Source organism: Actinomadura luteofluorescens (genome assembly GCF_013409365.1).
GTDB lineage: Bacteria > Actinomycetota > Actinomycetes > Streptosporangiales > Streptosporangiaceae > Spirillospora > Spirillospora luteofluorescens.
Genome location: NZ_JACCBA010000001.1, coordinates 6,015,978 through 6,035,538, shown reverse-complemented (window position 1 = coordinate 6,035,538; position 19,561 = coordinate 6,015,978). Strand labels below are relative to the sequence as shown.

The 19,561-nt window shown below is 73.4% G+C and carries 19 protein-coding genes; 12 read left to right on the top strand and 7 right to left on the bottom strand.

Features of this window, described 5'->3' with window-relative positions; translation table 11 throughout:
- Nucleotides 1–191: 191 nt before the first annotated feature.
- Entirely contained in the window at nucleotides 192–2,942 is a 2,751-nt protein-coding gene (locus BJY14_RS46735; RefSeq protein ID WP_179846345.1) for an AAA family ATPase, read from the top strand.
- Between the two features lie 15 nt (nucleotides 2,943–2,957).
- Here the strand turns inward: BJY14_RS46735 and BJY14_RS28075 are convergent, their stop codons facing one another.
- Both BJY14_RS28075 and BJY14_RS28070 read right to left on the bottom strand, forming a co-directional pair.
- Nucleotides 2,958–4,121 carry an SRPBCC family protein gene (locus BJY14_RS28075; protein ID WP_218905610.1) on the bottom strand — a complete coding sequence of 388 codons (1,164 nt, stop codon included), beginning with the start codon at nucleotides 4,119–4,121 and terminating at the stop codon, nucleotides 2,958–2,960.
- An 11-nt stretch (nucleotides 4,122–4,132) separates the two neighbouring features.
- Nucleotides 4,133–4,936 (bottom strand): SRPBCC family protein, encoded by an 804-nt coding sequence (locus tag BJY14_RS28070; protein WP_179846344.1) that lies wholly within the window; start codon nucleotides 4,934–4,936, stop codon nucleotides 4,133–4,135.
- A 367-nt stretch (nucleotides 4,937–5,303) separates the two neighbouring features.
- On the opposite strand from BJY14_RS28070, the gene BJY14_RS28065 reads away from it, so the two are divergent.
- From BJY14_RS28065 to BJY14_RS28050, 4 genes are all read left to right on the top strand, one after another.
- The gene (locus BJY14_RS28065) at nucleotides 5,304–6,551 is read left to right on the top strand and encodes an extracellular solute-binding protein (RefSeq protein WP_179846343.1); all 1,248 of its coding nucleotides are present in this window, start codon (nucleotides 5,304–5,306) and stop codon (nucleotides 6,549–6,551) included.
- On the top strand, nucleotides 6,552–7,496 hold the full coding sequence (locus tag BJY14_RS28060; RefSeq protein WP_312879443.1) for a carbohydrate ABC transporter permease: 945 nt from the start codon (nucleotides 6,552–6,554) through the stop codon (nucleotides 7,494–7,496). It begins immediately after the preceding gene.
- A gap of 73 nt (nucleotides 7,497–7,569) precedes the next feature.
- Entirely contained in the window at nucleotides 7,570–8,385 is an 816-nt protein-coding gene (locus BJY14_RS28055; RefSeq protein ID WP_179846342.1) for a carbohydrate ABC transporter permease, read from the top strand.
- On the top strand, nucleotides 8,382–9,287 hold the full coding sequence (locus tag BJY14_RS28050; RefSeq protein ID WP_179846341.1) for an ROK family protein: 906 nt from the start codon (nucleotides 8,382–8,384) through the stop codon (nucleotides 9,285–9,287). The genes BJY14_RS28055 and BJY14_RS28050 overlap by 4 nt, the downstream gene beginning before the upstream one ends.
- Before the next feature lie 173 nt (nucleotides 9,288–9,460).
- Here the strand turns inward: BJY14_RS28050 and BJY14_RS28045 are convergent, their stop codons facing one another.
- The gene (locus BJY14_RS28045; RefSeq protein WP_179846340.1) at nucleotides 9,461–9,919 is read right to left on the bottom strand and encodes an SRPBCC family protein; all 459 of its coding nucleotides are present in this window, start codon (nucleotides 9,917–9,919) and stop codon (nucleotides 9,461–9,463) included.
- A gap of 217 nt (nucleotides 9,920–10,136) precedes the next feature.
- Here BJY14_RS28045 and BJY14_RS28040 point away from each other — a divergent pair, with 217 nt between their 5' ends.
- From BJY14_RS28040 to BJY14_RS28030, 3 genes are all read left to right on the top strand, one after another.
- The gene (locus tag BJY14_RS28040; protein WP_179846339.1) at nucleotides 10,137–10,355 is read left to right on the top strand and encodes a hypothetical protein; all 219 of its coding nucleotides are present in this window, start codon (nucleotides 10,137–10,139) and stop codon (nucleotides 10,353–10,355) included.
- A gap of 123 nt (nucleotides 10,356–10,478) precedes the next feature.
- Complete coding sequence (locus tag BJY14_RS46730; RefSeq protein ID WP_179846338.1) at nucleotides 10,479–13,166, top strand: ATP-binding protein; 2,688 nt, start codon at nucleotides 10,479–10,481, stop codon at nucleotides 13,164–13,166.
- A gap of 166 nt (nucleotides 13,167–13,332) precedes the next feature.
- A complete protein-coding gene (locus BJY14_RS28030; RefSeq protein WP_179846337.1) occupies nucleotides 13,333–14,070 on the top strand; it encodes an SDR family NAD(P)-dependent oxidoreductase in 738 nt (245 codons plus the stop codon).
- Between the two features lie 79 nt (nucleotides 14,071–14,149).
- Here BJY14_RS28030 and BJY14_RS28025 read toward each other — a convergent pair whose 3' ends face one another.
- The 3 genes from BJY14_RS28025 to BJY14_RS28015 all read right to left on the bottom strand — a co-directional run bounded on the left by BJY14_RS28025 (nucleotide 14,150) and on the right by BJY14_RS28015 (nucleotide 15,907).
- Nucleotides 14,150–15,028: a sigma-70 family RNA polymerase sigma factor gene (locus BJY14_RS28025; RefSeq protein WP_312879442.1), complete on the bottom strand. Its 879-nt coding sequence runs from the start codon at nucleotides 15,026–15,028 to the stop codon at nucleotides 14,150–14,152.
- A gap of 172 nt (nucleotides 15,029–15,200) precedes the next feature.
- Nucleotides 15,201–15,665, bottom strand: a complete 465-nt coding sequence (locus tag BJY14_RS28020) for an SRPBCC family protein (protein ID WP_179846336.1) — start codon at nucleotides 15,663–15,665, stop codon at nucleotides 15,201–15,203.
- Entirely contained in the window at nucleotides 15,662–15,907 is a 246-nt protein-coding gene (locus BJY14_RS28015; protein ID WP_179846335.1) for a hypothetical protein, read from the bottom strand. The genes BJY14_RS28020 and BJY14_RS28015 overlap by 4 nt, the downstream gene beginning before the upstream one ends.
- Nucleotides 15,908–16,042: 135 nt before the next feature.
- Between BJY14_RS28015 and BJY14_RS28010 the strand changes: the two genes are divergently transcribed.
- Entirely contained in the window at nucleotides 16,043–16,843 is an 801-nt protein-coding gene (locus BJY14_RS28010; RefSeq protein ID WP_179846334.1) for a hypothetical protein, read from the top strand.
- A gap of 3 nt (nucleotides 16,844–16,846) precedes the next feature.
- On the opposite strand, the gene BJY14_RS28005 is transcribed toward BJY14_RS28010, so the two are convergent.
- Entirely contained in the window at nucleotides 16,847–17,767 is a 921-nt protein-coding gene (locus BJY14_RS28005; RefSeq protein WP_179846333.1) for an NADP-dependent oxidoreductase, read from the bottom strand.
- A gap of 103 nt (nucleotides 17,768–17,870) precedes the next feature.
- On the opposite strand from BJY14_RS28005, the gene BJY14_RS28000 reads away from it, so the two are divergent.
- From BJY14_RS28000 to BJY14_RS27990, 3 genes are read left to right on the top strand one after another with little or no spacing between them, the layout of a single operon-like run.
- Nucleotides 17,871–18,230 carry a VOC family protein gene (locus tag BJY14_RS28000; RefSeq protein ID WP_179846332.1) on the top strand — a complete coding sequence of 120 codons (360 nt, stop codon included), beginning with the start codon at nucleotides 17,871–17,873 and terminating at the stop codon, nucleotides 18,228–18,230.
- Nucleotides 18,227–18,538 (top strand): ArsR/SmtB family transcription factor, encoded by a 312-nt coding sequence (locus BJY14_RS27995; RefSeq protein ID WP_179846331.1) that lies wholly within the window; start codon nucleotides 18,227–18,229, stop codon nucleotides 18,536–18,538. Before BJY14_RS28000 ends, BJY14_RS27995 begins: the two co-directional genes overlap by 4 nt.
- A complete protein-coding gene (locus BJY14_RS27990) occupies nucleotides 18,535–19,479 on the top strand; it encodes an ATP-binding cassette domain-containing protein (RefSeq protein WP_179846330.1) in 945 nt (314 codons plus the stop codon). Before BJY14_RS27995 ends, BJY14_RS27990 begins: the two co-directional genes overlap by 4 nt.
- Nucleotides 19,480–19,561 lie beyond the last annotated feature (82 nt).

Genomic DNA, 19,561 nt, shown 5'->3' with positions numbered 1-19,561 from the left:
GGCGACACTGTGGCCGCTCACAACGGGCGCCGGTCCGGATTGCGCCGCGTCCCCGAAACCGGAAGTCGCTCTGGACCCGTGCCGGGCGCCCGTGTTGACTCGGGGTCCCCTTCCCTTTTGAGATCCCGCCCGGTGGAGCCTCCCTCCCGCGGCTCCGGGCGAGGGAGGCTCCCCGCTTAGGAGGGACCGGCATGACGGACGAACAGCTGCACGGGCGCGAACGCGACCTCCGGACGGTCGAGGAGATCCTCGGCCGGGCCCGGGACGGGCACGGCGGAGCCCTGGTCGTCACCGGGGAGGCCGGCGCCGGCCGCACGGCCCTCCTGGAGGCCGCCGCACGCGGCGCGGGCACGGCCTTCTGCGTGCTCGGCACGACCGGCGTCCCCGGCGAGTCCGGCGTCGCCTACGCCGGGCTCCACCGGCTGCTGCGGCCGCTGGCCGAGCAGGTCGCGCGGTTGACGCCGGCGCACCGGGACGCCCTCGGAACGATCCTGCACGGCGCGCCCCGCGGCGACTCGTTCGTGCTGTCCACGGCGGTGTGCGAGCTGCTGGGCCGGGTCGCGCGCGACAGGCCCGTGCTGTGCTGGGCCGACGACGTCCACTGGCTCGACGCCAGGTCCCTGGAGGTGCTCGCCTTCGCGGCACGGCGGGTCGCGGACGAGCGCGCGGCCGTGCTCTTCGCCGCCCGCGACGGGGAACCGGACGCCGGCGCGCTCGCCGGCGTCCGGCGGCTGCGGCTCGGCCCCCTCGCCGAGGACGCGGGCCGGCGGGTGCTGCGGGACGCCCTCGGCAGCGACCTGGACGGCTCGGCGGGCGGCGACCTGATCGAGGAGATCGTCGACCTGGCCTGCGGCCGGCCCCTGGCGATCCGCGAGCTGGCCGCCGCGCTGACCCCCGGGCAGCTGTCGGGGGCCGCGCCGCCGCCGCGGGCGCTGCCCCCGTCCAGCTCCCTGCGCGCCCTGCACCGGCGCCGCTACCTGGCGCTGCCCTCCGGGGCCCGGCGCCTCGTGCTGATGGCCGCGGCGGAGGAGTGGCTCGGCGCCGCGACGATGGCGCGGGCCGCCCGGGCGGACGGCGTCGGCGACGGCGACCTCGACGCCGCGCGCGAGTCGGGACTGCTGCGGTTCGAAGGCGACGGGGTCGCGGTCCGCGACCGGCTCGTCCGGTCCTCGCTGTGGGCGGACGCCTCGCGGGAGGAGCGGCAGGACGCCCACACGCTGCTCGCCGGCGCCCTCGTCCAGGAGTGGCAGCGGCCGCGGCGGCTCTGGCACCGCGCGGCCGTGGCGGGCGAACCCGACGACCGGCTCGCCGCCGAGCTGGCGGGGGCGGCGGACGCGGCCAGGAGGGCGGGCCGGTACGCCGACTCCTGGCGGATGTGGCAGCGTTCCGCGGCGCTGACCGTCGAGCACGGCGCGCGGACGGACCGGTACCTGTCCGCCGCCGGGGACGCCTGGGCGAGCGGGCGGTCGCGGCGGGCCCGCGCCATGCTCCGGCAGGTCCGCCCGCGCGCCTGCGACGGGCACCGCGCCGCTCGCGCCGCCGCCCTGCGCGGAGAGATCGACGCGGCGGCGGGCTCCCCCGCGACGGCGGTCCGGAGGCTGCGCGACGCGGCCGAGCGGCTCGCCGGGACCGACGCGCAGGCGGCGCTGGACGCGCTGATGTGGGCCGCCGAGGCCGCCGACGCCGCCGGCGACCGCCGCGCCCACCTGGAGATCGCCGAGCGCGCCGGCACGCTCGGCCTCGCCCGGACCGGCCCGCGCACCGAGCTGCTGCTCGCCCACCTCGCCGGGGTCGCGGCCACGATCCGCGGCCGGTACCGGGAGGCGGCCGAACGGCTCCACCAGGCCCAGCGCCTCGGCACGGACGTGGCGGACCCGGTCGCGCAGGTGTGGGCGGCGCTCTCGGCCCTCTCGCTCGGGAACGCCCGCCGCACCCGCGCGCTGACGGCCGCGGCGGTCGCCTCGGCCCGGCGGGCGGGCGACGTGCCCGCCGAGTCGTTCGCGCTGGTGGCCGCCGGGCGCTGCGAGGTCCTCCTCGGGCATCCCCCCGCACCGATCGCCGCCTGCCACGACGGCCTGCGCCTCGCCCGGGCCACCCACCTGCACGGGCACGCCACGGAGCAGCTCGCCACCCTGGCGCTCACCGCCTCCTTCAACGGAGACGAGGCCAGGACGCGCGAGCTGCTGGAGCAGCTCACCGGCACCGCCGACGAGCGCGGCCTCGCCCGCGCGGGCGCCCTCGGGTCCTGGGCGCCCGCGTGCCTCGACCTCGCCGCGGACCGGCCCGCCGACGCGGCCGCGCGGCTGCGGCTGCCGGGCGGCGCCGGGCTCGCGCATCCGCCGGCGCGGCTGCTCGCCGTCCCGCACCTGGTCGAGGCGCTGGTCCGCACCGGCGAGCACGACGCGGCGGCCGCCGCCTACGAGCACTTCCGCCGCTGGGTGGACGGGATCGGCTCACCCCCCGGACCGGAGGCGCTCGCCCGCCGCTGCCTGGCCCTGCTGGCCGGCTGCGACGGCGAGGCCGAGGAGCACTTCACCGAGGCCCTCCGCCTGCACGAGGCCGGAGACGCCGTGTTCGAGCTGGCCCGCACGGAGCTGCTGTTCGGGCACAGGCTGCGGCGCGGGCGGCGTCCCCGTGCCGCCCGCGAGCACCTGCGCGCCGCGCTGCGCGTCTTCGAGCGCTACGGCGCCGCCCCGTGGACGGCGCAGGCCCGCGCCGAGCTGCGCGCCGCCGGGGAGACCGCGCCGCGGGCGGCGAGCGGCTTCGGCAAGCTCACCGCGCAGCAGGCGCAGATCGCCCGGATGGCCGCCGAGGGGGCGACCAACCGGGAGATCGCTGCGCGCCTGCTGCTCAGCCCGCGGACGATCGACCACCATCTCCGCAACGTCTTCACCCGCCTCGGGATCCGCTCGCGCGTCGAGCTGGCCCGGCTGATCCGCTGACCGGCCGGCCGCCGGTCAGCGGGCCTCCTCGTACTCCTCCTCGCGGTCCTCGGACTTGGCGTTGCGGGAGGTGCCGGAGGAGGAGCTCCGGGTGCTCCGGCCGTTCCGGGAGGCCTTGGCGTCGGAGTCCTTGGAGTCCTTGGCGCTCTCCGAGCCCTTGTCCTTGGAGGTCGCGGAGCCGCCCTTGCCGGTCTTCTCCTCTTCCTCCATGGCCTCCTCGTGCGTCCGGACGACCTCACTGTCGCGGATCTCGCCGCGCCAGCCCTCGATCTCGTCCGCGCGGGTGAGCGAGTTCGTCATCACGTACCGGCGGAAGTGCTTCAGTTCCAGCCGGGCGCGGCGGCCCTGGGCACGCCAGATGTTGCCGGTCCGCTCCATGAAGCCCTGCGGGTGGTACTCCAGGACGACCAGGACGCGGGTCAGGTTCGGCGACAGCTCGTGGAAGCTGACCGTCCCGTCCACGTGGCCCTTCGGGCCCTTCGAGCGCCACACGATGTGCTCGTCGGGGACCTGCTCGACGATCGTCGACTCCCACGTGCGCGCCGACCAGAAGATCTTGGCCTTCCAGTTCAGCTTGGTGTCGTCGGCCTGGTCGACGCTGATGACCTTCTTCATGAAGGACGGGTAGTCCTGGAACTGCGTCCACTGGTCGTAGACGAGGCGGGCGGGCGCACCGATGTCGGTGTGCTCGATGATGTTGGTGACCTTCACCTTCTTCCCGCCGCCCTTGCCGCCCTTGCCCTTGCCGCCGCCGGGCAGGATGTTCTTGAGCTTGCCGAAGATGCCCTTGCCCTTGCCGTCGGACTGCTCGTCCTTGCCGGCGTCCTTGGCGTCCTTGGCGTCGTCCTTCTTGGCGTCGGCCTTGGCCTCGTCCTTGGCGCCGGACTTGGCGTCCTTCTCGCTCTCGTCCTTGGCGCCGTTCTTGGCGCCGGAGGCCTTCGGCTGCTCCTCGTCGCCCTGGTCGGAGCCCTGCGCGCCGCGGTTGCCGGCGATGGCCCGGCTCGCCGCGACGGCCGCGCCCGCGCCGAGCAGGACGCCGCCGGCGGTGCCGATGGCCCGGCCGCCCGGGAGGGCCTTGGTGATGGCGCTCAGACCGGACGAGCGCTTGCGCCCACCGATCGGCAGCCTCTTGGCGATCTGTCCGACGGGCAGCTTGCCCATCGGGTTTGCGCGTGCCATGTTCCGCTTCCTCACTTGGGGTTGGTGACGGTCTCGCCGTCGCGGATCTCGCCGCGCCAGCCCTCCACCTCGTCCGGGTGGAGGAGCGCCTGCGTCATCACGTGGCGGCGGAAATGCTTCAGTTCCAGCCGGGTCCGGCGGCCCTGGGCGCGCCAGAGGTTGCCCGTCCGCTCGAACAGGCCGACGGGGTGGTACTCCAGGACGAGCAGGACGCGGGTCAGGTCGGGCGTCACCTCGTGGAAGCTGACCGACCCGTGGGCGTAGCCCTTGGGGCCCTTCGAACGCCACACGATGTGCTCGTCGGGGACCTGCTCGACGATCGTCGACTCCCAGGTCCGCGCCGACCAGAAGATCTTGGCCTTCCAGTTCAGCCTGGCCTCGTCGGCCTGGTCGACGCTGACGACCTTCTTCATGAAGGACGGGTAGTCCTGGAACCGCGTCCACTGGTCGTAGACCAGCCGGCGCGGCGCGCCCACGTCGATCTGCTCGACGATGTTGGTCAGCTTCCCCTTTCGCCCCCGCCCGAAGATGCCGGCGAGGGTCTCCTTCAGGGCCGTCCAGCCGAAGCTCAGCAGCGCGCGGAAGGGGGACTTGCCCTCCTGCAGCGCCTTCACCCCGGCCAGGGCGGCCTTGCCCAGCGGGCCGGCCTGCTCCGCTTTCGCGGTGAGGCTCCGGACCGCACGGTCGAGCCGCCGTTCGAGCCGGGTGACGAGCCCGGCCAAGGCACGGCGTGCCAGGCGCCGCGCCGAGAGCGCGGCCAGCGCCCCGCCGGCGCCGGCGGCCGCGCCCGCGATCGGGCCCGTCCGGAGTTTCATGTCCTGTCCACCTCATCGTCCAACTCGGGTACGGCGCCGGGTTACCCGGTCAAGCTGGGGCAAAACAGGACGCAGGCAAGATGACGGACATCTCAGTCGGCTGGCCGCATCAGGACGGCGCCCCCGGCGGAGCCCGGAGCGAACACACGGACGCTGCTGTCGGACGACCAGACCAGCCCAGCGTGGGCACCGGACCAGATCGGTCGCTCCGAAACCTCGCATAACGGTTGAGATTCGTGCTTTACGGGCCCCTTGAACTGGTACGGACCAGTGTTTATCTTCTTCCCCACCACGCGCGTTTGTGCTCGGGGGGCGTTCACACCGCGCAGAATCTTTCATGCGCGAAAGCCGGAGAAGGCGGGGACAGATGAAACGGCACCTCATGGGCGTCGTCGCCGCGGGCCTGACCGTGGCACTCGGCGTCAGCGGCTGCGGCAAGGGCAGCTCGTCGGGAGGCGACTCCGACGGCAAGACCATCAAGTTCGTCGCCGCGATCTACGACGACAACACCAAGCCCTACTGGGACGCCCTGATCAAGGACTTCGAGGCGAAGAACTCGGGCTACAAGGTCAACCTGGAGATGGTCGACTGGACCCAGATGGACGCCAAGGTGAAGACCTACGTCCAGACCAAGCAGGTTCCGGACGTCCTCAACTACAACGCGTTCTCCGACTTCGCCCGCGACGGCCTCATCTACAAGGCCGACGAGGTGCTGTCGCCGGGCACGCTCGGCGACTTCACGCCGACCTTCGTCCAGCAGGCGCAGTACAACGGCGCGCAGTACGGCCTGCCGTTCATCTCCAGCGCCCGCCTGCTCTTCTACAACAAGGCCCTGTTCAAGAAGGCCGGCATCAGCGACCCGCCCGCCACCTGGGACGAGGTCAGGGCGGACGCGGAGAAGATCAAGAAGGCGGGCGCGACCGGGTACGGGCTGCCGCTCGGCCCCGAGGAGTCGCAGGCCGAGTTCTACTCCTGGGCGATGAACAACGGCGGCGGCTGGGTCGACGCGTCCGGCAAGTGGGCGATCAACCAGAAGGCCAACGTCGACACCCTCGCCTTCCTCAAGGACCTCAACAAGTCCGGGCTGACCCAGCCGAACCCGGAGACCACCGACCGCAAGACGGTGTTCAACCAGTTCGCGCAGGGCAAGATCGGCATGGCGATCGGCGGGCCGTTCACCAAGGCCGGGTTCATCGACCCGGTGAACAAGGACCTGGACTTCGGCGTCGCGCCGCTGCCGAGCAAGGGCGGCACCGAGCACAACACGCTCGGCGTGATGGACGTCCTCGCCGCGTTCAAGAAGGACGGCGGCAAGAACAAGGAGGCCGTCAAGAAGTTCCTCGACTTCTTCTACCAGAAGGAGAACACCTCGAAGTTCCTCAAGACCGAGGGCTTCCTTCCGGTGACGAAGTCGGCCGGTGACGCGCTCAGCGCCGACCCGTACATGAAGCAGTTCGTGGACGCGCTGCCGACGTCGAAGTTCGCGCCGACGTCCAACCCGGCGTGGTCGGCGGTCGCGGGCGCGGTCAAGCAGGACCTCGGCACCGCCGCCGCGAACGAAGACCCGAAGAAGGTCCTGGACAAGATCCAGGAGACGGCCGAGAAGGCCGGCTGAGTGCAGGAACTCAAGGCCAGGGAGCGGGGGGCCGCCGCCTCGACGGCCCCCCGCCCCTCCCTCCTCCGGCGGACCGGACGGGCCCTGGCGCCGCTGCCGTGGCTCGCCCCGTCCCTCGCGCTCATCGCGATCGTGGTGCTGTGGCCCGTCATCGAGATGGTCCGCACCTCGCTGCAGAAGATCAGCTCGTCCGGCGTCACGCTCGGCTACCGGGGCGGCGGCAACTACACCGACCTGTTCGGCGAGGACGACCTCGTCCCGGTCGTGCTGCGGACGCTGCTGTGGGTCGCCGGGGTCGTCGTCATCACGATGGTGCTCTCGCTCGCCCTCGGCCAGCTGCTGAACGCCCGCTTCCCCGGCCGCCGCGTCGTGCGCTGGGCGGTCATCGTCCCGTGGGCGGCTTCGGTGCTGATGACGGCGCTGATCTGGAAGTGGATGCTGGACAACTACTCCGGCCTGGTCAACCGCGTGCTGCTCGACCTGCACGTGATCGACGAGCCGGTGAACTGGCTGGCGCATCCGGGGCAGGCGATGCTGTGGATGATGTGGGTGGCGGTGTTCGTGTCCCTGCCGTTCACCTCCTTCGTCATCCTCGCCGGGCTCCAGACGATCCCCGCCGACGTGTACGAGGCGGCCCGCGTCGACGGCGCCGGGCACCTGCGCACCTACCTCGCCATCACGCTGCCGCTGCTGCGCCCCGCGATCCTCATCGCGTCGATCATCAACGTGATCAATGTCTTCAACTCGTTCCCGATCATCTGGGCGATGACGGGCGGCGGCCCCGGCAGCAAGACCGACACCACCACCACGTTCATGTACAAACTCGCCTTCTACGACCAGAACGTCGGCGAGTCCGGCGCGATGGCGGTCGTGAACTTCGCCCTGATCCTCGTGATGGTGCTGCTGTACCTGCGCGCCGCCCGCTGGCGGGAGGAGGTCCGATGACCGCAGCGAAGCGAGGATCATCGGACCTCCGGTCCCGGGGGCCCGGGGGTCGCCCCCAGGAAGGAAGGGTCCGATGACGCGCCGGATCGTCCTCACGGGCGTCGGCTGGCTGGTCGCCCTGGCGTTCCTGCTGCCCTACCTGCAGATGTTCGTCACCGCGCTCAAGCCCGAACGCGAGCTGACGAAGTCGCCGGGCACCTACCTGCCCACGCACTGGACGTGGTCGAACTTCGTGGACGTCTGGTCGGCCGCGCCCGTCTGGACCTACATGCGGGTCTCCCTCACCGTCGCGGCCGCCGCCACCCTCGTCACCCTCGCCTGCGCGATGCCCGCCGCGTACTACACGGCCCGCAACCGCTTCCGGGGGCGCGGGGCGTTCCTGCTGCTCGTCCTGGTCACGCAGATGTTCGCGCCGACCGCGCTGGTGATCGGCATCTACCGGGAGATGGTCGCGCTCGACCTCACCGACACGCTGCTGTCGCTCATCCTGGTGAACGCGGCGTTCAACCTGCCGTTCTGCATCTGGATCCTGCACGGCTACTTCTCCAGCATCCCGAAGGAACTGGAAGAGGCCGCCTTCCTGGACGGCGCGGGCCGCATCGGCGCCCTCACCCGCGTCACCCTGCCCATCTCCATGCCGGGCGTCGTGACCGCGATCGTCTACACGTTCATCGCGGCCTGGAACGAGTACATCGTGGCGCTGACGGTCACCGCGTCCCCGGACCGCCGCCCGCTCACCGTCGGCATCCCGTCCTTCGTGACCCAGTACCAGGCGCACTGGCAGTACCTGTTCGCCACCTCGCTGATCGCGATCATTCCGGTGGTCGTCCTGTTCGTCTTCATCGAGCGCTACCTCATCGGCGGCCTGACGGCGGGCTCGGTCAAGTGACCCTGATCGGCCTGGACGTGGGCGGCACGACGATGAAGGCCGCCCTGGTCGGCGAGGATGCGCCGGCAGGCGCGGACGCGGCAGTTCTGGCGAGCGAGTCGCGGCCCACCGACCGGGCCGACCCGGTGGGCGGCGTCCTCGACTTCGCCGCCCACCTCGCCGCCCGCGCCGCGTCCCTCGGCTCCCCCGCCCGCGCCGCCGGCATCGCTCTGCCCGGCATCGTGGACGAGGCGGCGGGCACGGCCGTCCACTCCGCCAACCTCGGGTGGCGGGACGTGCCGTTCCTGCGCCTGGCCCGCGAGCGCCTCGGCGTCCCCGTCGCCATCGGCCACGACGTCCGCACCGGCGGCCTGGCCGAAGCCGTGCTGGGGGCGGGCCGCGACGCGGGCGACTTCGTCTTCATGGCCATCGGGACCGGAATCGCCGCCGCCCTCGTCCTGAACGGCGCCCCCTACCCGGGGACGGTCGGCTGGAGCGGCGAGATCGGCCATGTCGTCGTCCGTCCCGGCGGCGAGCCCTGCGCCTGCGGGAACCGGGGGTGCCTGGAGACCTACGCCTCCGCCTCCGCCGTCTCCCGCCGCCACGGCGGGGGCGTCCCCGCCGAAGAGGTGATCGCGCGGGCCGGGAGGGGCGAGGAGAGGGCGGGGCGGGTCTGGTCGGAGGCGCTCGACTGCCTGGCCGACGGCCTCGCCGCGGCGACGCTGCTGCTGGACCCGGGCCTCGTGGTCATGGGCGGCGGCCTCGCCCGCGCCGGCGACGCGCTGCTGGCCCCCCTCGAATCACGCCTGGCCGCCCGCCTGACGTTCCGCACCCCGCCCCGCGTGCTGCGCACACACCTGGACGACCAGGCCGCCGTCAAGGGCGCGACGATCCTCGCCCAACGCGCCCTGAACGGCGGCTAGGGCCTGTCTCGAAGTGGCTTCGGTCACGCGCGCGAACGCGTGACCTGGCCGGTGGAGCGATGCCGGAGGCGAGCGGAGCCGGGCAGATCGCGAAGCGATGCCGTGTTCGCCAAGGCACGGTCGCGTAGCGAGCCGCCAGGCGAGCGAAGTGGGCCGGAACTTTGAACCACAGCCTAGGACGTCTCGACGAGCCTGGCGAGGTTGTCCAGGGCCATTCGCGTGCCGGTCTCGTTGTCGGCGGCGGGCACGGTGTCGGGCATGCCCTCGTGGACGATGAGCACTTCGGTGCCGCCGTCGACCTCGGTGAGCGTCGTGGTCATCGTCATCTCGCCCTGGAGAGCGGGATCGGCGGTCTCGAACTCGAACACCTCGACCACGCGCTCGCCGGGCACGATCTCCACGAACCGCCCGTGGTAGGTGTCGGTGTGCGCCGACGACTTGCCGGCGGCTGTCGGCGCGTCGTAGGTGAGCGAGATCCGGAACGCGCCGCCCTCGCGGCCGTCGAACTCGTGCACCTCACTGGTCATGCCGTCGGGGACCCGCCACCTCATGATCGCGTCCGCGTCGACGAGCGCCCGGTAGACGTCCGAGGGACGGGCCTTCACGTGCCGCGACACCCGCGTCGAGTACATGGCCCCACCCTACGGCCGGGGGCGGACACGCCGGAGCGGAAGGCACGCCGGTAGCCGGTCGGCGGACGCCGACGTACCGGGTGAAACGGCACCGCGGCCGAGCCCAGGCCCCCTGGTCCGAGGTGCGGGCTTTGACAGCGGCGGCCTTCCCGGCAACGATCACCCGCAGGGGTGGCAGCACGGAGGTCACCCAACACGCCAAACAAGGGAAACCGAGATGGCCGAGAAGAACCCGCAGCGCTTCGACAACCCCACGCAGGGCATGGGGGACACGAACGCGAAGATACTCAAGAACCAGGCGGAGCTCTCGCCGACCGGGCAGGTCGACGTCCAGTCCGGCCACAACGGCGCCCACCACACGATCACGACGGTGAGCGGCAGCCAATCCGCCGACGAGATCAAGGCGCAGGTGGAGCAGGCGCGGAACCAGAACTGATCCGCGTCCGCTGACACTCTGAGAGCAACTACCGAGGCCCTGGGGAGCACATCGCTCCCCAGGGCCTCTCCCTGTCGTGGATGCGGCCGGTGGGCGGGCGGTCCGGCTTGTAGTGTTCTCGACGTGTTCATAGGGCGAGACCGCGAGCTCGGCCACCTGGCCGGGCTGCTGGTGGACGCTCGCGCCGGGCGGAGCAGGACCGTGGTGGTCCAGGGCGAGGCGGGGATCGGCAAGACGGCCCTGGTCGAACAGATCGCGGCGGGCGCCGGGGACATGCGGATCATCCGCGGGACCGGCGTCGAGTCCGAGACCGAGCTGGCGTTCGGCGGGCTGCACCTCATGCTCCACCCGTACGGCGACCGCCTCGACGCGCTGCCCGGGCAGCAGGCGGCGGCGCTGCGGTCGGCGTTCGGCCTCGGCTCCGGCCCCGCGGGCGACCGCTTCCTGATCGGCGCGGCCACGCTCACGCTGCTGTCGGAGCTGGCCGCCGACCGCCCGCTGGTGTGCCTGGTGGACGACGCGCAGTGGTTGGACACCGCGTCGCTGGACGCGCTGCTGTTCGCCGCCCGCAGGCTCGGCGCCGACCCCATCTCCATGATCTTCACGGCGCGGGACGGCGCCCGCCCCTTCCCCGACCGCGGCCTGGAGGTGCTGCGGCTGACCGGCCTGGACCGCGCCGCCGCCGAGGACCTGGTGGCGGCGCGCGCGCCCGGCCTGACCGTGCCGGTGCGGGAGCGCCTGCTGGACGAGGCGGCCGGCAACCCGCTGGCGCTCATCGAGCTGGGCAACGCCCTGCGGTCGCGGCCCGCCCGTCCCGCCGGTCCGCTGCCGGTCGGCGGCAGGGTGCAGGAGACGTTCCGGCGCCGGCTCGCCGAGCTGCCGGACGCCACCCGCAGGCTGCTCCTGGTCGTCGCCGCCGACGGCACCGCCGACCTCGGCATCGTGCTGCGCGCCGGGGACGCGCTCGGCCTGACGCCCGCCGACCTCGGGCCCGCCGAGGAGGCCGGGCTCGTGGTCCTGGACGGCGAGGAGGTGCGGTTCCGCCACCCGCTCATCCGCGCCGTCACCTACCAGGACGCGGCCCACCACCGGCGGATCGACGTCCACGGCGCCCTGGCGGGCGTCCTGCGCGGCGACGAGCACGCCGACCGGCGCGCCTGGCATCTGGCGGCGGCCGCGACCGGCCCGGACGAGGGCGTCGCCGCCGAGCTGGAGCGGGTCGCGCACCGCGCCGAGCTGCGCGGCGGGACGGCCGCCGTCGCCACCGCCTACGAGCGCGCCGCGCGGCTCAGCACCGAGCCGGAGGGCAAGGCCCGGCGGCTCGTCCACGCGGCGCGGGCCTCCTACGACGCCGGCCGGCCCGACCAGGCCACCCGCCTCGCCGAGGAGGCCGAGCACCTCACCGCGCGGGACGGCGTCGTCGCCGAGGCCACCTTCATCCGCGCCCAGGTCGCCTACGAGCGCGTCTCGCCCGCGGCCGACGCCGAGCTGGCGCTGCGGGCGGCGGCGCTCATCGCCGGGAGCGATCCCGAGCAGGCGGTGTCCATGCTGACGGAGGCCGTCTGGTCCGCCCGCGACGCCGGCGCCCACGACCTGGTGCGGCGCGGCGTCGAGCTGCTCGGGCGGATCCGGCTGCCCGGAGGTTCGCCGAAGGCGTCGGTGACCGCCGCGCTGATCGCCTACGGGCGGCTGGGGGACGGCGCGGCGGCGGCCGTCCCCCGGATGCGGGCCCTGTTCGAGGCGGCGCGGAGCGGCGACGTCGAGGAGACCGTCGAACTGATCATCGGCGGTTTCATGGGCCTGCTCGTGGCCGACGACCGGGGCGCGACCGGGCTGCTGGAGGACATGGCAGCGCAGGCCAGGGCACGGGGCGCGCTCGGCTGGCTCCCCTACATCCTGGAGGGCCTCGCGATCGGGCGGGTGCTGCTCGGCGACCTGCGCGGCGCGGACGCCGCGGCGTCCGAGGGCATGTCGCTGGCCGCCGACATCGGCATGGACACGCAGGTGACCGCGCTGCGGTGCATCACGGTGCGGCTGGAGTCGGACGCCGCGCGGAGCCGGACCCTGGCGCCGGGCGTCCTCGAACACGCCGACCTGCACCCGACCAACACCGCGCTCGCGTCGTGGGGCCTCGGCCTGCTCGACCTCGCCGAGGGGAACGCCGGCGCCGCCCTGGACCGGCTGGACGCGGTGTGCTCCGGCCCGGCACGGCACGACGTGCTGATCCGCGCCGTCCCGGACCACGCGGAGGCGGCGGTGCGCGCCGGGCGCCCGGAGCTGGCCCGCACCTACCTTCCCGCGTTCGAGACGTGGGCGGCGGCCACGTCGAGCACCGCACTGGTCTCCCGCTGCCGCGCCCTCCTCGCCACCGGCGACGAGGCGGACGAGCACTACCGCACCGCCCTCGGCCTGCACGGCGACCGCGCCTACGACGCCGCGCGGACCCGCCTGCTGTACGGGGAACGGCTGCGCCGCCGGCGCCGCCGCACCGAGGCCCGGGAGGAGCTGATCGCCGCGCGGGAGGCGTTCGCCCGGCTCGGCGCCGACTGCTGGGCCGAGCGCGCCCGCGCCGAGCTGGAGGTCCTCGGGGACCGGCCCGCCGCCCGCTCCGGGGACGCCGACCCGCTGAGGAGGCTGACCCCGCAGGAGCTCCAGGTCGTTCGGCTCGCCGCCGCCGGGCTCAGCAACCGGGAGATCGGCGCGCAGCTCTACCTCAGCCCCCGCACCGTCGGCCACCACCTCTACAAGGCCTACCCGAAGATCGGCGTCACCCGCCGCGCGGAACTGGCCCGGCTGGTATCGGACACATGACTTAGGCCTGCCGCCGCATCCCCGCGCCCGACTCGCCCGCCCGGCCCCTTCCAGGCCCGCACACCCCTGCCGACCTGCGCCGTTGAACATCCGTTCGATGACCGATGCGGGTCGTCCCGCCGCGCTCGTAGCGTCGTGGCCACCTCGAACGGAACGGAGAACCACGATGCTTCTCGAGAACAAGACCGCGGTGATCTACGGCGGTGGCGGCACCATCGGCGGCGCCATGGCGCGCGGCTTCGCGGCCGAGGGCGCGCGGGTCTTCCTCGCCGGCCGCACTCCCGCCACGCTCGACGCCGTCGCCGAGGAGGTCCGGGCCGCGGGCGGCCTCGCCGAGACGGCCCGCGTGGACGCCCTGGACGAGGACGCCGTGAACGGCTGGGTCGACTCGGTCGTGGAGACGGCCGGCAGCGTCGACGTGTCGGTCAACCTCATCTCCCAGGACGCGCTGTTCCGGCCCATGATCGAGATGCCGGCCGCGGACTTCGGCCGCGCCATGGACAAGATCGCGCGCTCGTTCCTCGTGACCACCAAGGCCGCCGCGCGGCACATGGTCAAGCAGGGCTCGGGCGTCATCCTGCACTTCGGCGGGTCCGACGCCACCAACAGGATGCCCGGCATCGGGACGGTGCAGATCGGCTGCGACATGGTGGAGGCGATGCGCCGCCAGTGGGCCTGCGAACTCGGGCCGCACTCGGTCCGCGTCCTGTCGATGCGCACCGGCGGCATCCCCGGCGACGCCCTGCCGGACCCGGTGAAGCAGCAGATGGTCGACGCCACCCTGCTCAAGCGCGCCGCGACGCTCACCGACGTCGGCCGAGTCGCCGCGTTCCTGGCCTCCGACCACGCCGCCAGCCTGACGTCCACCCAGGTCAACATCACGGCCGGTGCGCTGGTCGACTGACCGGACGCGAGCGGCGACGACGCCCCGCCCGCTCCGGCGGCTCCGGCCGGGCGGGGCGTCATCCCGGGCTCGCCCCCGGTCAGCCGCGACCGCCCGGCTTCGGCACGAAGGACGACGCCGTCAGGGCGCCCCAGCCCGTGATCTGGCCCCGCTTCAACGGCAGCAGGCCGGGCTCTCGGTGGTCCTTCACGGCGATCGCGCGAAAGCCCAGGTAGGCATAGGTCCTCGGGTCGATGAGGATCTCGCTGCGCAGGTAGCCGTTCTCGACACGGTAGAGCGTGACCCCGCGGCGACGCCCCAGATCGGCGGCCGCGGGCTCGTAGCGCACGCCGGGGATCCGGGCGGCGGCGCCGTACAGCGCCGCCTCGATCTTCGAGGGGAGTACGGCGTCGCGCATGGAGCGGCTGACGAGTTCGAAGGCCGTGGAGTCGCGCTCCTCGGCCGTCGGCGGCTTCGGCTTCGCCTTCTTCATCAGCTTGATCGTGCCGATGGGGACGCCGAGGGCCCGGGCCGCCTCGTCGTAGCTCAGTTCCGCCCAGGCGATGAGCAGGAGCAGGTCGCGGTCGGCGGCCGAGAGCCGGGCGAGCGCGGCGGCGAGTTCCGGCCGGAGCCGGCCGGCGGCCACCCGGGCGGTGCTGCGCTCGTCGAAGGACTCCTCCGGCCGGTCCGGCGCCGCGCGGGCCAGGGCCCGGTTGCGGCGGGCCTCCGCCCGGCGGTGCTCGCGCAGGGCGTGCGTGGCGATCCCGTAGAGCCACGGGCGCGCGTCCGCCCGCCCGAGGTCGTACCGTGCGCGTTTGCGGAAGGCGGTCAGGAACGTCTCCGCGACGACGTCCTCGGCCATGTCGGGGCCGAGACGGCGGGCGACGTAGCGGTGGATCTCGTCGCCGTGCCGGTCGAAGAGGTCCGCGAAGCGCTCGGGTTGCCGGAGCGACTCCCGCAGGACCGCGGCGTCCGTCACCGTGCCGGGTGGGACGTCTGATTCCGTCCCGGAAGGTACGGCCATCATGTGACTCGTCCGTTCACAGGGGTCCTTTCGGTGGGCTTTCACCCGGTACTCGACCGGTCGCCGCGAACGGGTTCCCTCTGCCTGCGAAGCGGGACGAGTGCGCGCCCTGAGCGTCGGTCGCCGGTCAGGCGACCGGGCCTTGGGAGCCTTCGCGCAGGGCCTTGGCTATGGCGTCCTGCCAGGCGTCCAGGAATGCGGAGTATCCGTTGGCGAAACGGCGAAGGTGGACGGCTCCGTCGCTGGAGAGCGCGGTGAGTTCGTAGCTGACGGTCACCCTGCTGTGGGCGCCGGCCTCGTCCAGGACGACGGAGACCGTTCCCGCGCTGACGCCCGGGGTGACGCGCGCGTAGCGGATGCGCCGCCCGGGGGCCGCGTCCACGACGATCCAGGTGGTGGTCCGGCCGTGATCGTGGTCGGGGGTCTGGAAGACCGTCCCGGGCTCGGCGTCGTCGGCGGCGGGCGCGGGGAAGGACGGCTCCCAACGCGGCGCCCATCGCCGCTCGCCCTGCGCGGTGAACAGGTGGAACGCCTCGCCGGGAGGCAGCGCGACCGTCAGGCGGCCGGTGAGGCGGTGCCGGGCGCCGGTCATCGCGTCTCGTCCAGGACGTGCGCGTCCGCCGCGGTCAGCGTCAGGCCGTAGACGTCCTTGAGCTGCTCGATCTTGGCGAGCGTCTCCGGTGAGAAGGGGGCCTTGCCCTCGAAGGCGTGCAGGGCGATGCCTTCCACGAGGTCGCCCAGGGACAGGTCGAGGTACTCGGCCAGAGCCTTGAGGACCTTGAGGACGTTCCGCTCGATCCGCACACCGGTCTGCACCCGCTCAATTTTTACCATGGTACCAAGTTACCAGTCTCCACGATGGTCGCCGAATGGAGCCGGACGGTGGCACGGGGTGGCCATACCGGGCGTTCCACCCCTACCTTGGACGACCACCTGATCTTCGGGCGTAGCGGACGAAAGGGGAGCGCCATGGGGAGGCCCCCGGCCGAGCCCGGCGGCACCGGCGAGGAACCGCGGTCGCACGACCGGCGGGACCGCGCGCGGCGGGCGGCCTGGCTCGCGGCGGGCTTCGCGGTCTCCTACGGGCTCGTCCTGACGGTCGCCAGCGACACCTTCTTCTGGGTCGCGATCCCCGGCATGCTCGGGCTCGGCACCGTGGTGCTCCTGGCGCTGCAACTGCTGCTCCACAGGCCGTTCGGCGGCGCCGTCCCCTACGCCACCGACGGCACCGACCGCCGGGGCCCGGTGAGGTACCACTACAGGGTCCTGATCAGGCGCTACCTGCTGCTGGTGGCGGCCGGCGCGGCGATGGTGGTCGTGCCGCTCGTCGCCGACGTCGGCTTCCTCTACCCGTTCATCGGAGCGGGCCTGGTCGCGTTGCCGCTGGGGACGAGGTTCTGGCTCCCCCAGATCTTCTACCTGCGCAAATGCGACCGGGTGCTGAAGGTCTACGAGTTCGGGTTCCGCTCCCCCGTGCGGAAGTCCAACCTCCACGGCCGTGGAGTGCGACTCCTGACCGTGGGCGACGGCGCTCCTCGCATGTCGGCCCGGGAGCCGCTGTTCTCCGACCGGTGGCCCCGGGAAATAGAGCGCGGAGTGTGGTTCGCCGGGGACGACCCCTTCGGCGGGGTGATCCTCGTCCCGGTCACCGGTGAGCTGATGTGCATGCAGCCGGCGACCTGGCTCGCGCACGACAGGGACCGGCTTCAGGCCGACCCGGAGCACCGGGACAGGGCCGAGCGAGCCGGTCTCGCACGCAAGTCGATCTGAGGGCTAGGGCGTGATGACGAGCTTGCCGCGCGTGTGCCCGCCGCGGCTGGCGTCGAACGCCTCGCCGACCTTCTCCAGCGGGAACGTCCCGGCGACCTCCACCGTGAGCGCGCCGCGGTCGGCCATGGCCGCGAGCTCCGCCAGCTTCGCGCCGCTCGGACGCACCCAGATCCACTGCCCGCCGTGCTCCTCGACCGTGTTGTCGGCCACCGACACGTGCCGCCCGCCCTCGGCCAGGACGGCGAGGGTCGTGTCGAGCTGGCCGCCCACGAAGTCGGCGACGGCGCTCACCCCGCTCGGCGCCAGGTCCCGGACGCGCTCGACCAGCCCGTCCCCGTAGGCGACGGGCTCGGCGCCGAGGCCGCGCAGGAAGGCGTGGTTGTTCTCGGACGCCGTGCCGATGACGCGGGCGCCGCGGTCGCGCGCGATCTGGACCGCCAGGCTCCCCACCCCGCCGGACGCCGCGTGGACGAGCAGGACGTCGCCCGGCCCGATCTCCAGGCGGTCGAGGGAGCGCTGCGCTGTCATCCCGACGAGCGGCAGCCCACCGGCCTGGTTCCAGTCGAGCGACGCGGGCCTGCGCGCCACGTCGTCCGCCGCGACCGCGACGTACTGCGCGAACGTCCCGGCACCGACGACGTCCTTGCGGGCGTAGGACATGACCTCGTCGCCGTCCGCGAACTCCGGGGTGTCGGGCCCCCTCCCCCGCACGACGCCGGCGACGTCCCAGCCGGGGATGACGGGGAACACCGCGTCCATCATCCCGTCCAGGCCGCCGGTCATGACCTTCCAGTCCACGGGGTTGACCCCCGCCGCGCGGACCTCGATCAGGACCTGCCCGGGACCGACCTTCGGGTCCGGGACGTCCCCGACCTTCAGGCGGGAGTTGTCGTCGGCATAGGAGTCGTAGGTGACGGCACGCATGCCCTCAACCTGCCACCCGACCGGCCCGGCAAACATGGCGGCCAATGCGTAGGAGTCCGCCTACGTTTGACAGGTAGGAGTTCCCCTACCTATCTTCGGGCGCATGAACATCACGCATGTGCGGCTGCTGACCGTGCCGGTCTCCGACCAGGACGCGGCGAAGGAGTTCTACGCGGGCAAGCTCGGCTTCGAAGTGGTGATGGACCGTTCTACGGGGCCGGTGCGCTGGCTCCAGCTGGCGCCGAAGGGCGCGGAGACGAACGTGGTCCTGGCGGACCACGTGCCCGGCGCCGCGCCCGGCAGCGTGCACGGGCTGATGCTGGAGACGTCCGACCTCGACGCCGACTGCGAGCACCTGCGCGGCGCGGGAGTGGAGGTCGAGGGCCCGCACGACCTCCCGTGGGGACGGCAGGCGACGCTGACCGACCCCGACGGCAACGGCATCGTGCTGGCCGCGCGGTGACGGTCGACGTCTTCGCGGCCCTGGCCAGCCCCGTCCGGCGGGAGCTCACCGCCCTCCTGCTGGACGGGCCGCGCCCGGTCAACGACCTCGCGGCGCACTTCGCGATGAGCCGCCCGAGCGTGTCGGAGCACCTCAAGGTGCTGCGCGACGCCGGGCTGGTCAGCGAGCGGCGCAGCGGCCGGCAGCGCCTCTACCGGCTGGAGCCCGCGCCCCTGCGGGAGCTCTCGCAGTGGCTCACCCCGTACGAGCGGTTCTGGCGGGAGAAGCTCTCCACCCTGCGCGACCTGCTGGACGAGGAGGACCTGTGACCCCCGTCGTCGAGGCGTCCGGCCTGGTCAAACGGTTCGGGGACGTGCGGGCCCTCGACGGGCTCGACCTCGTCGCCGAACCGGGCCGGGTCGTCGCGCTGCTCGGCCCGAACGGCGCCGGCAAGACGACGTTCGTCCGCTCGGTGGCGACGCTCGTCCGGCCCGACGGCGGCACCCTGCGCGTGGACGGCGTCGACGCGGCCCGCGACCCGGCCCGGGTGCGGCGGCTCATCGGCCTGGCCGGCCAGTACGCGGCGGTCGAGGCGGCGATGACCGGCCGGGAGAACCTGGAGATGGTCGCGCGCCTGTTCGGCCAGAACCGCCGGACCGCCCGCGCGAGCGCCGCCGCGGTGCTCGCGCGGCTGTCCCTGGACGAGGTGGCCGACCGCCTCGTCCGCACCTACTCGGGCGGGACGCGCCGCCGCCTCGACCTCGGCGCGAGCCTGGTCGGCGCGCCCCGGCTGCTGCTGCTGGACGAGCCCACCACCGGCCTCGACCCGCGCGGCCGCATCGAACTCTGGGACGCCATCGGCGCGCTGGTGGCGGACGGCGCGAACGTCCTGCTCACCACCCAGTACCTGGACGAGGCCGACCGCCTCGCCGACCGCGTCGTGATCATCGACGGGGGCCGGGTGGCGGCCGAGGGCACCCCCCGGGAGCTGAAGTCGCGGATCGGCGGCGACCTGGTCGAGGTCCACGTCCGCGACCGCGCCGCGCTGGCGCCCGCCGCCCGCGCCCTGGAGCCGCTCGCCCCCGTCCACACCGACCCGTCGTCCCTCCTGGTGACGATGCCCGCCGGCAACGGCCCCGACGACCTCCTGAAAGCCGTCCGGGCCCTGGCCGACCACCACGTCCCCATCGAGGACATCACCCTGCGCCGCCCCACCCTCGACGAGGTCTTCCTGACCCTCACCACCACCCCGGACAAGGCCCCCACATGAACACCACGGCCGCACTGTGCAAGCCCCCCTCCAGGGCCGCCACCCGGCGAGAACGGCCAATGCAGAGAACGGGCTCAAGTAC

Excerpts from the sequence above, each read along its gene's own strand:
- BJY14_RS46735 (WP_179846345.1), top strand. The coding sequence starts at position 192 with ATGACGGACGAACAGCTGCACGGGCGCGAACGCGACCTCCGGACGGTC.
- BJY14_RS28075 (WP_218905610.1), bottom strand. The coding sequence starts at position 4,121 with ATGGCACGCGCAAACCCGATGGGCAAGCTGCCCGTCGGACAGATCGCC.
- BJY14_RS28070 (WP_179846344.1), bottom strand. The coding sequence starts at position 4,936 with ATGAAACTCCGGACGGGCCCGATCGCGGGCGCGGCCGCCGGCGCCGGC.
- BJY14_RS28065 (WP_179846343.1), top strand. The coding sequence starts at position 5,304 with ATGAAACGGCACCTCATGGGCGTCGTCGCCGCGGGCCTGACCGTGGCA.
- BJY14_RS28055 (WP_179846342.1), top strand. The coding sequence starts at position 7,570 with ATGACGCGCCGGATCGTCCTCACGGGCGTCGGCTGGCTGGTCGCCCTG.
- BJY14_RS28045 (WP_179846340.1), bottom strand. The coding sequence starts at position 9,919 with ATGTACTCGACGCGGGTGTCGCGGCACGTGAAGGCCCGTCCCTCGGAC.
- BJY14_RS28040 (WP_179846339.1), top strand. The coding sequence starts at position 10,137 with ATGGCCGAGAAGAACCCGCAGCGCTTCGACAACCCCACGCAGGGCATG.
- BJY14_RS28030 (WP_179846337.1), top strand. The coding sequence starts at position 13,333 with ATGCTTCTCGAGAACAAGACCGCGGTGATCTACGGCGGTGGCGGCACC.
- BJY14_RS28020 (WP_179846336.1), bottom strand. The coding sequence starts at position 15,665 with ATGACCGGCGCCCGGCACCGCCTCACCGGCCGCCTGACGGTCGCGCTG.
- BJY14_RS28015 (WP_179846335.1), bottom strand. The coding sequence starts at position 15,907 with ATGGTAAAAATTGAGCGGGTGCAGACCGGTGTGCGGATCGAGCGGAAC.
- BJY14_RS28010 (WP_179846334.1), top strand. The coding sequence starts at position 16,043 with ATGGGGAGGCCCCCGGCCGAGCCCGGCGGCACCGGCGAGGAACCGCGG.
- BJY14_RS28005 (WP_179846333.1), bottom strand. The coding sequence starts at position 17,767 with ATGCGTGCCGTCACCTACGACTCCTATGCCGACGACAACTCCCGCCTG.
- BJY14_RS28000 (WP_179846332.1), top strand. The coding sequence starts at position 17,871 with ATGAACATCACGCATGTGCGGCTGCTGACCGTGCCGGTCTCCGACCAG.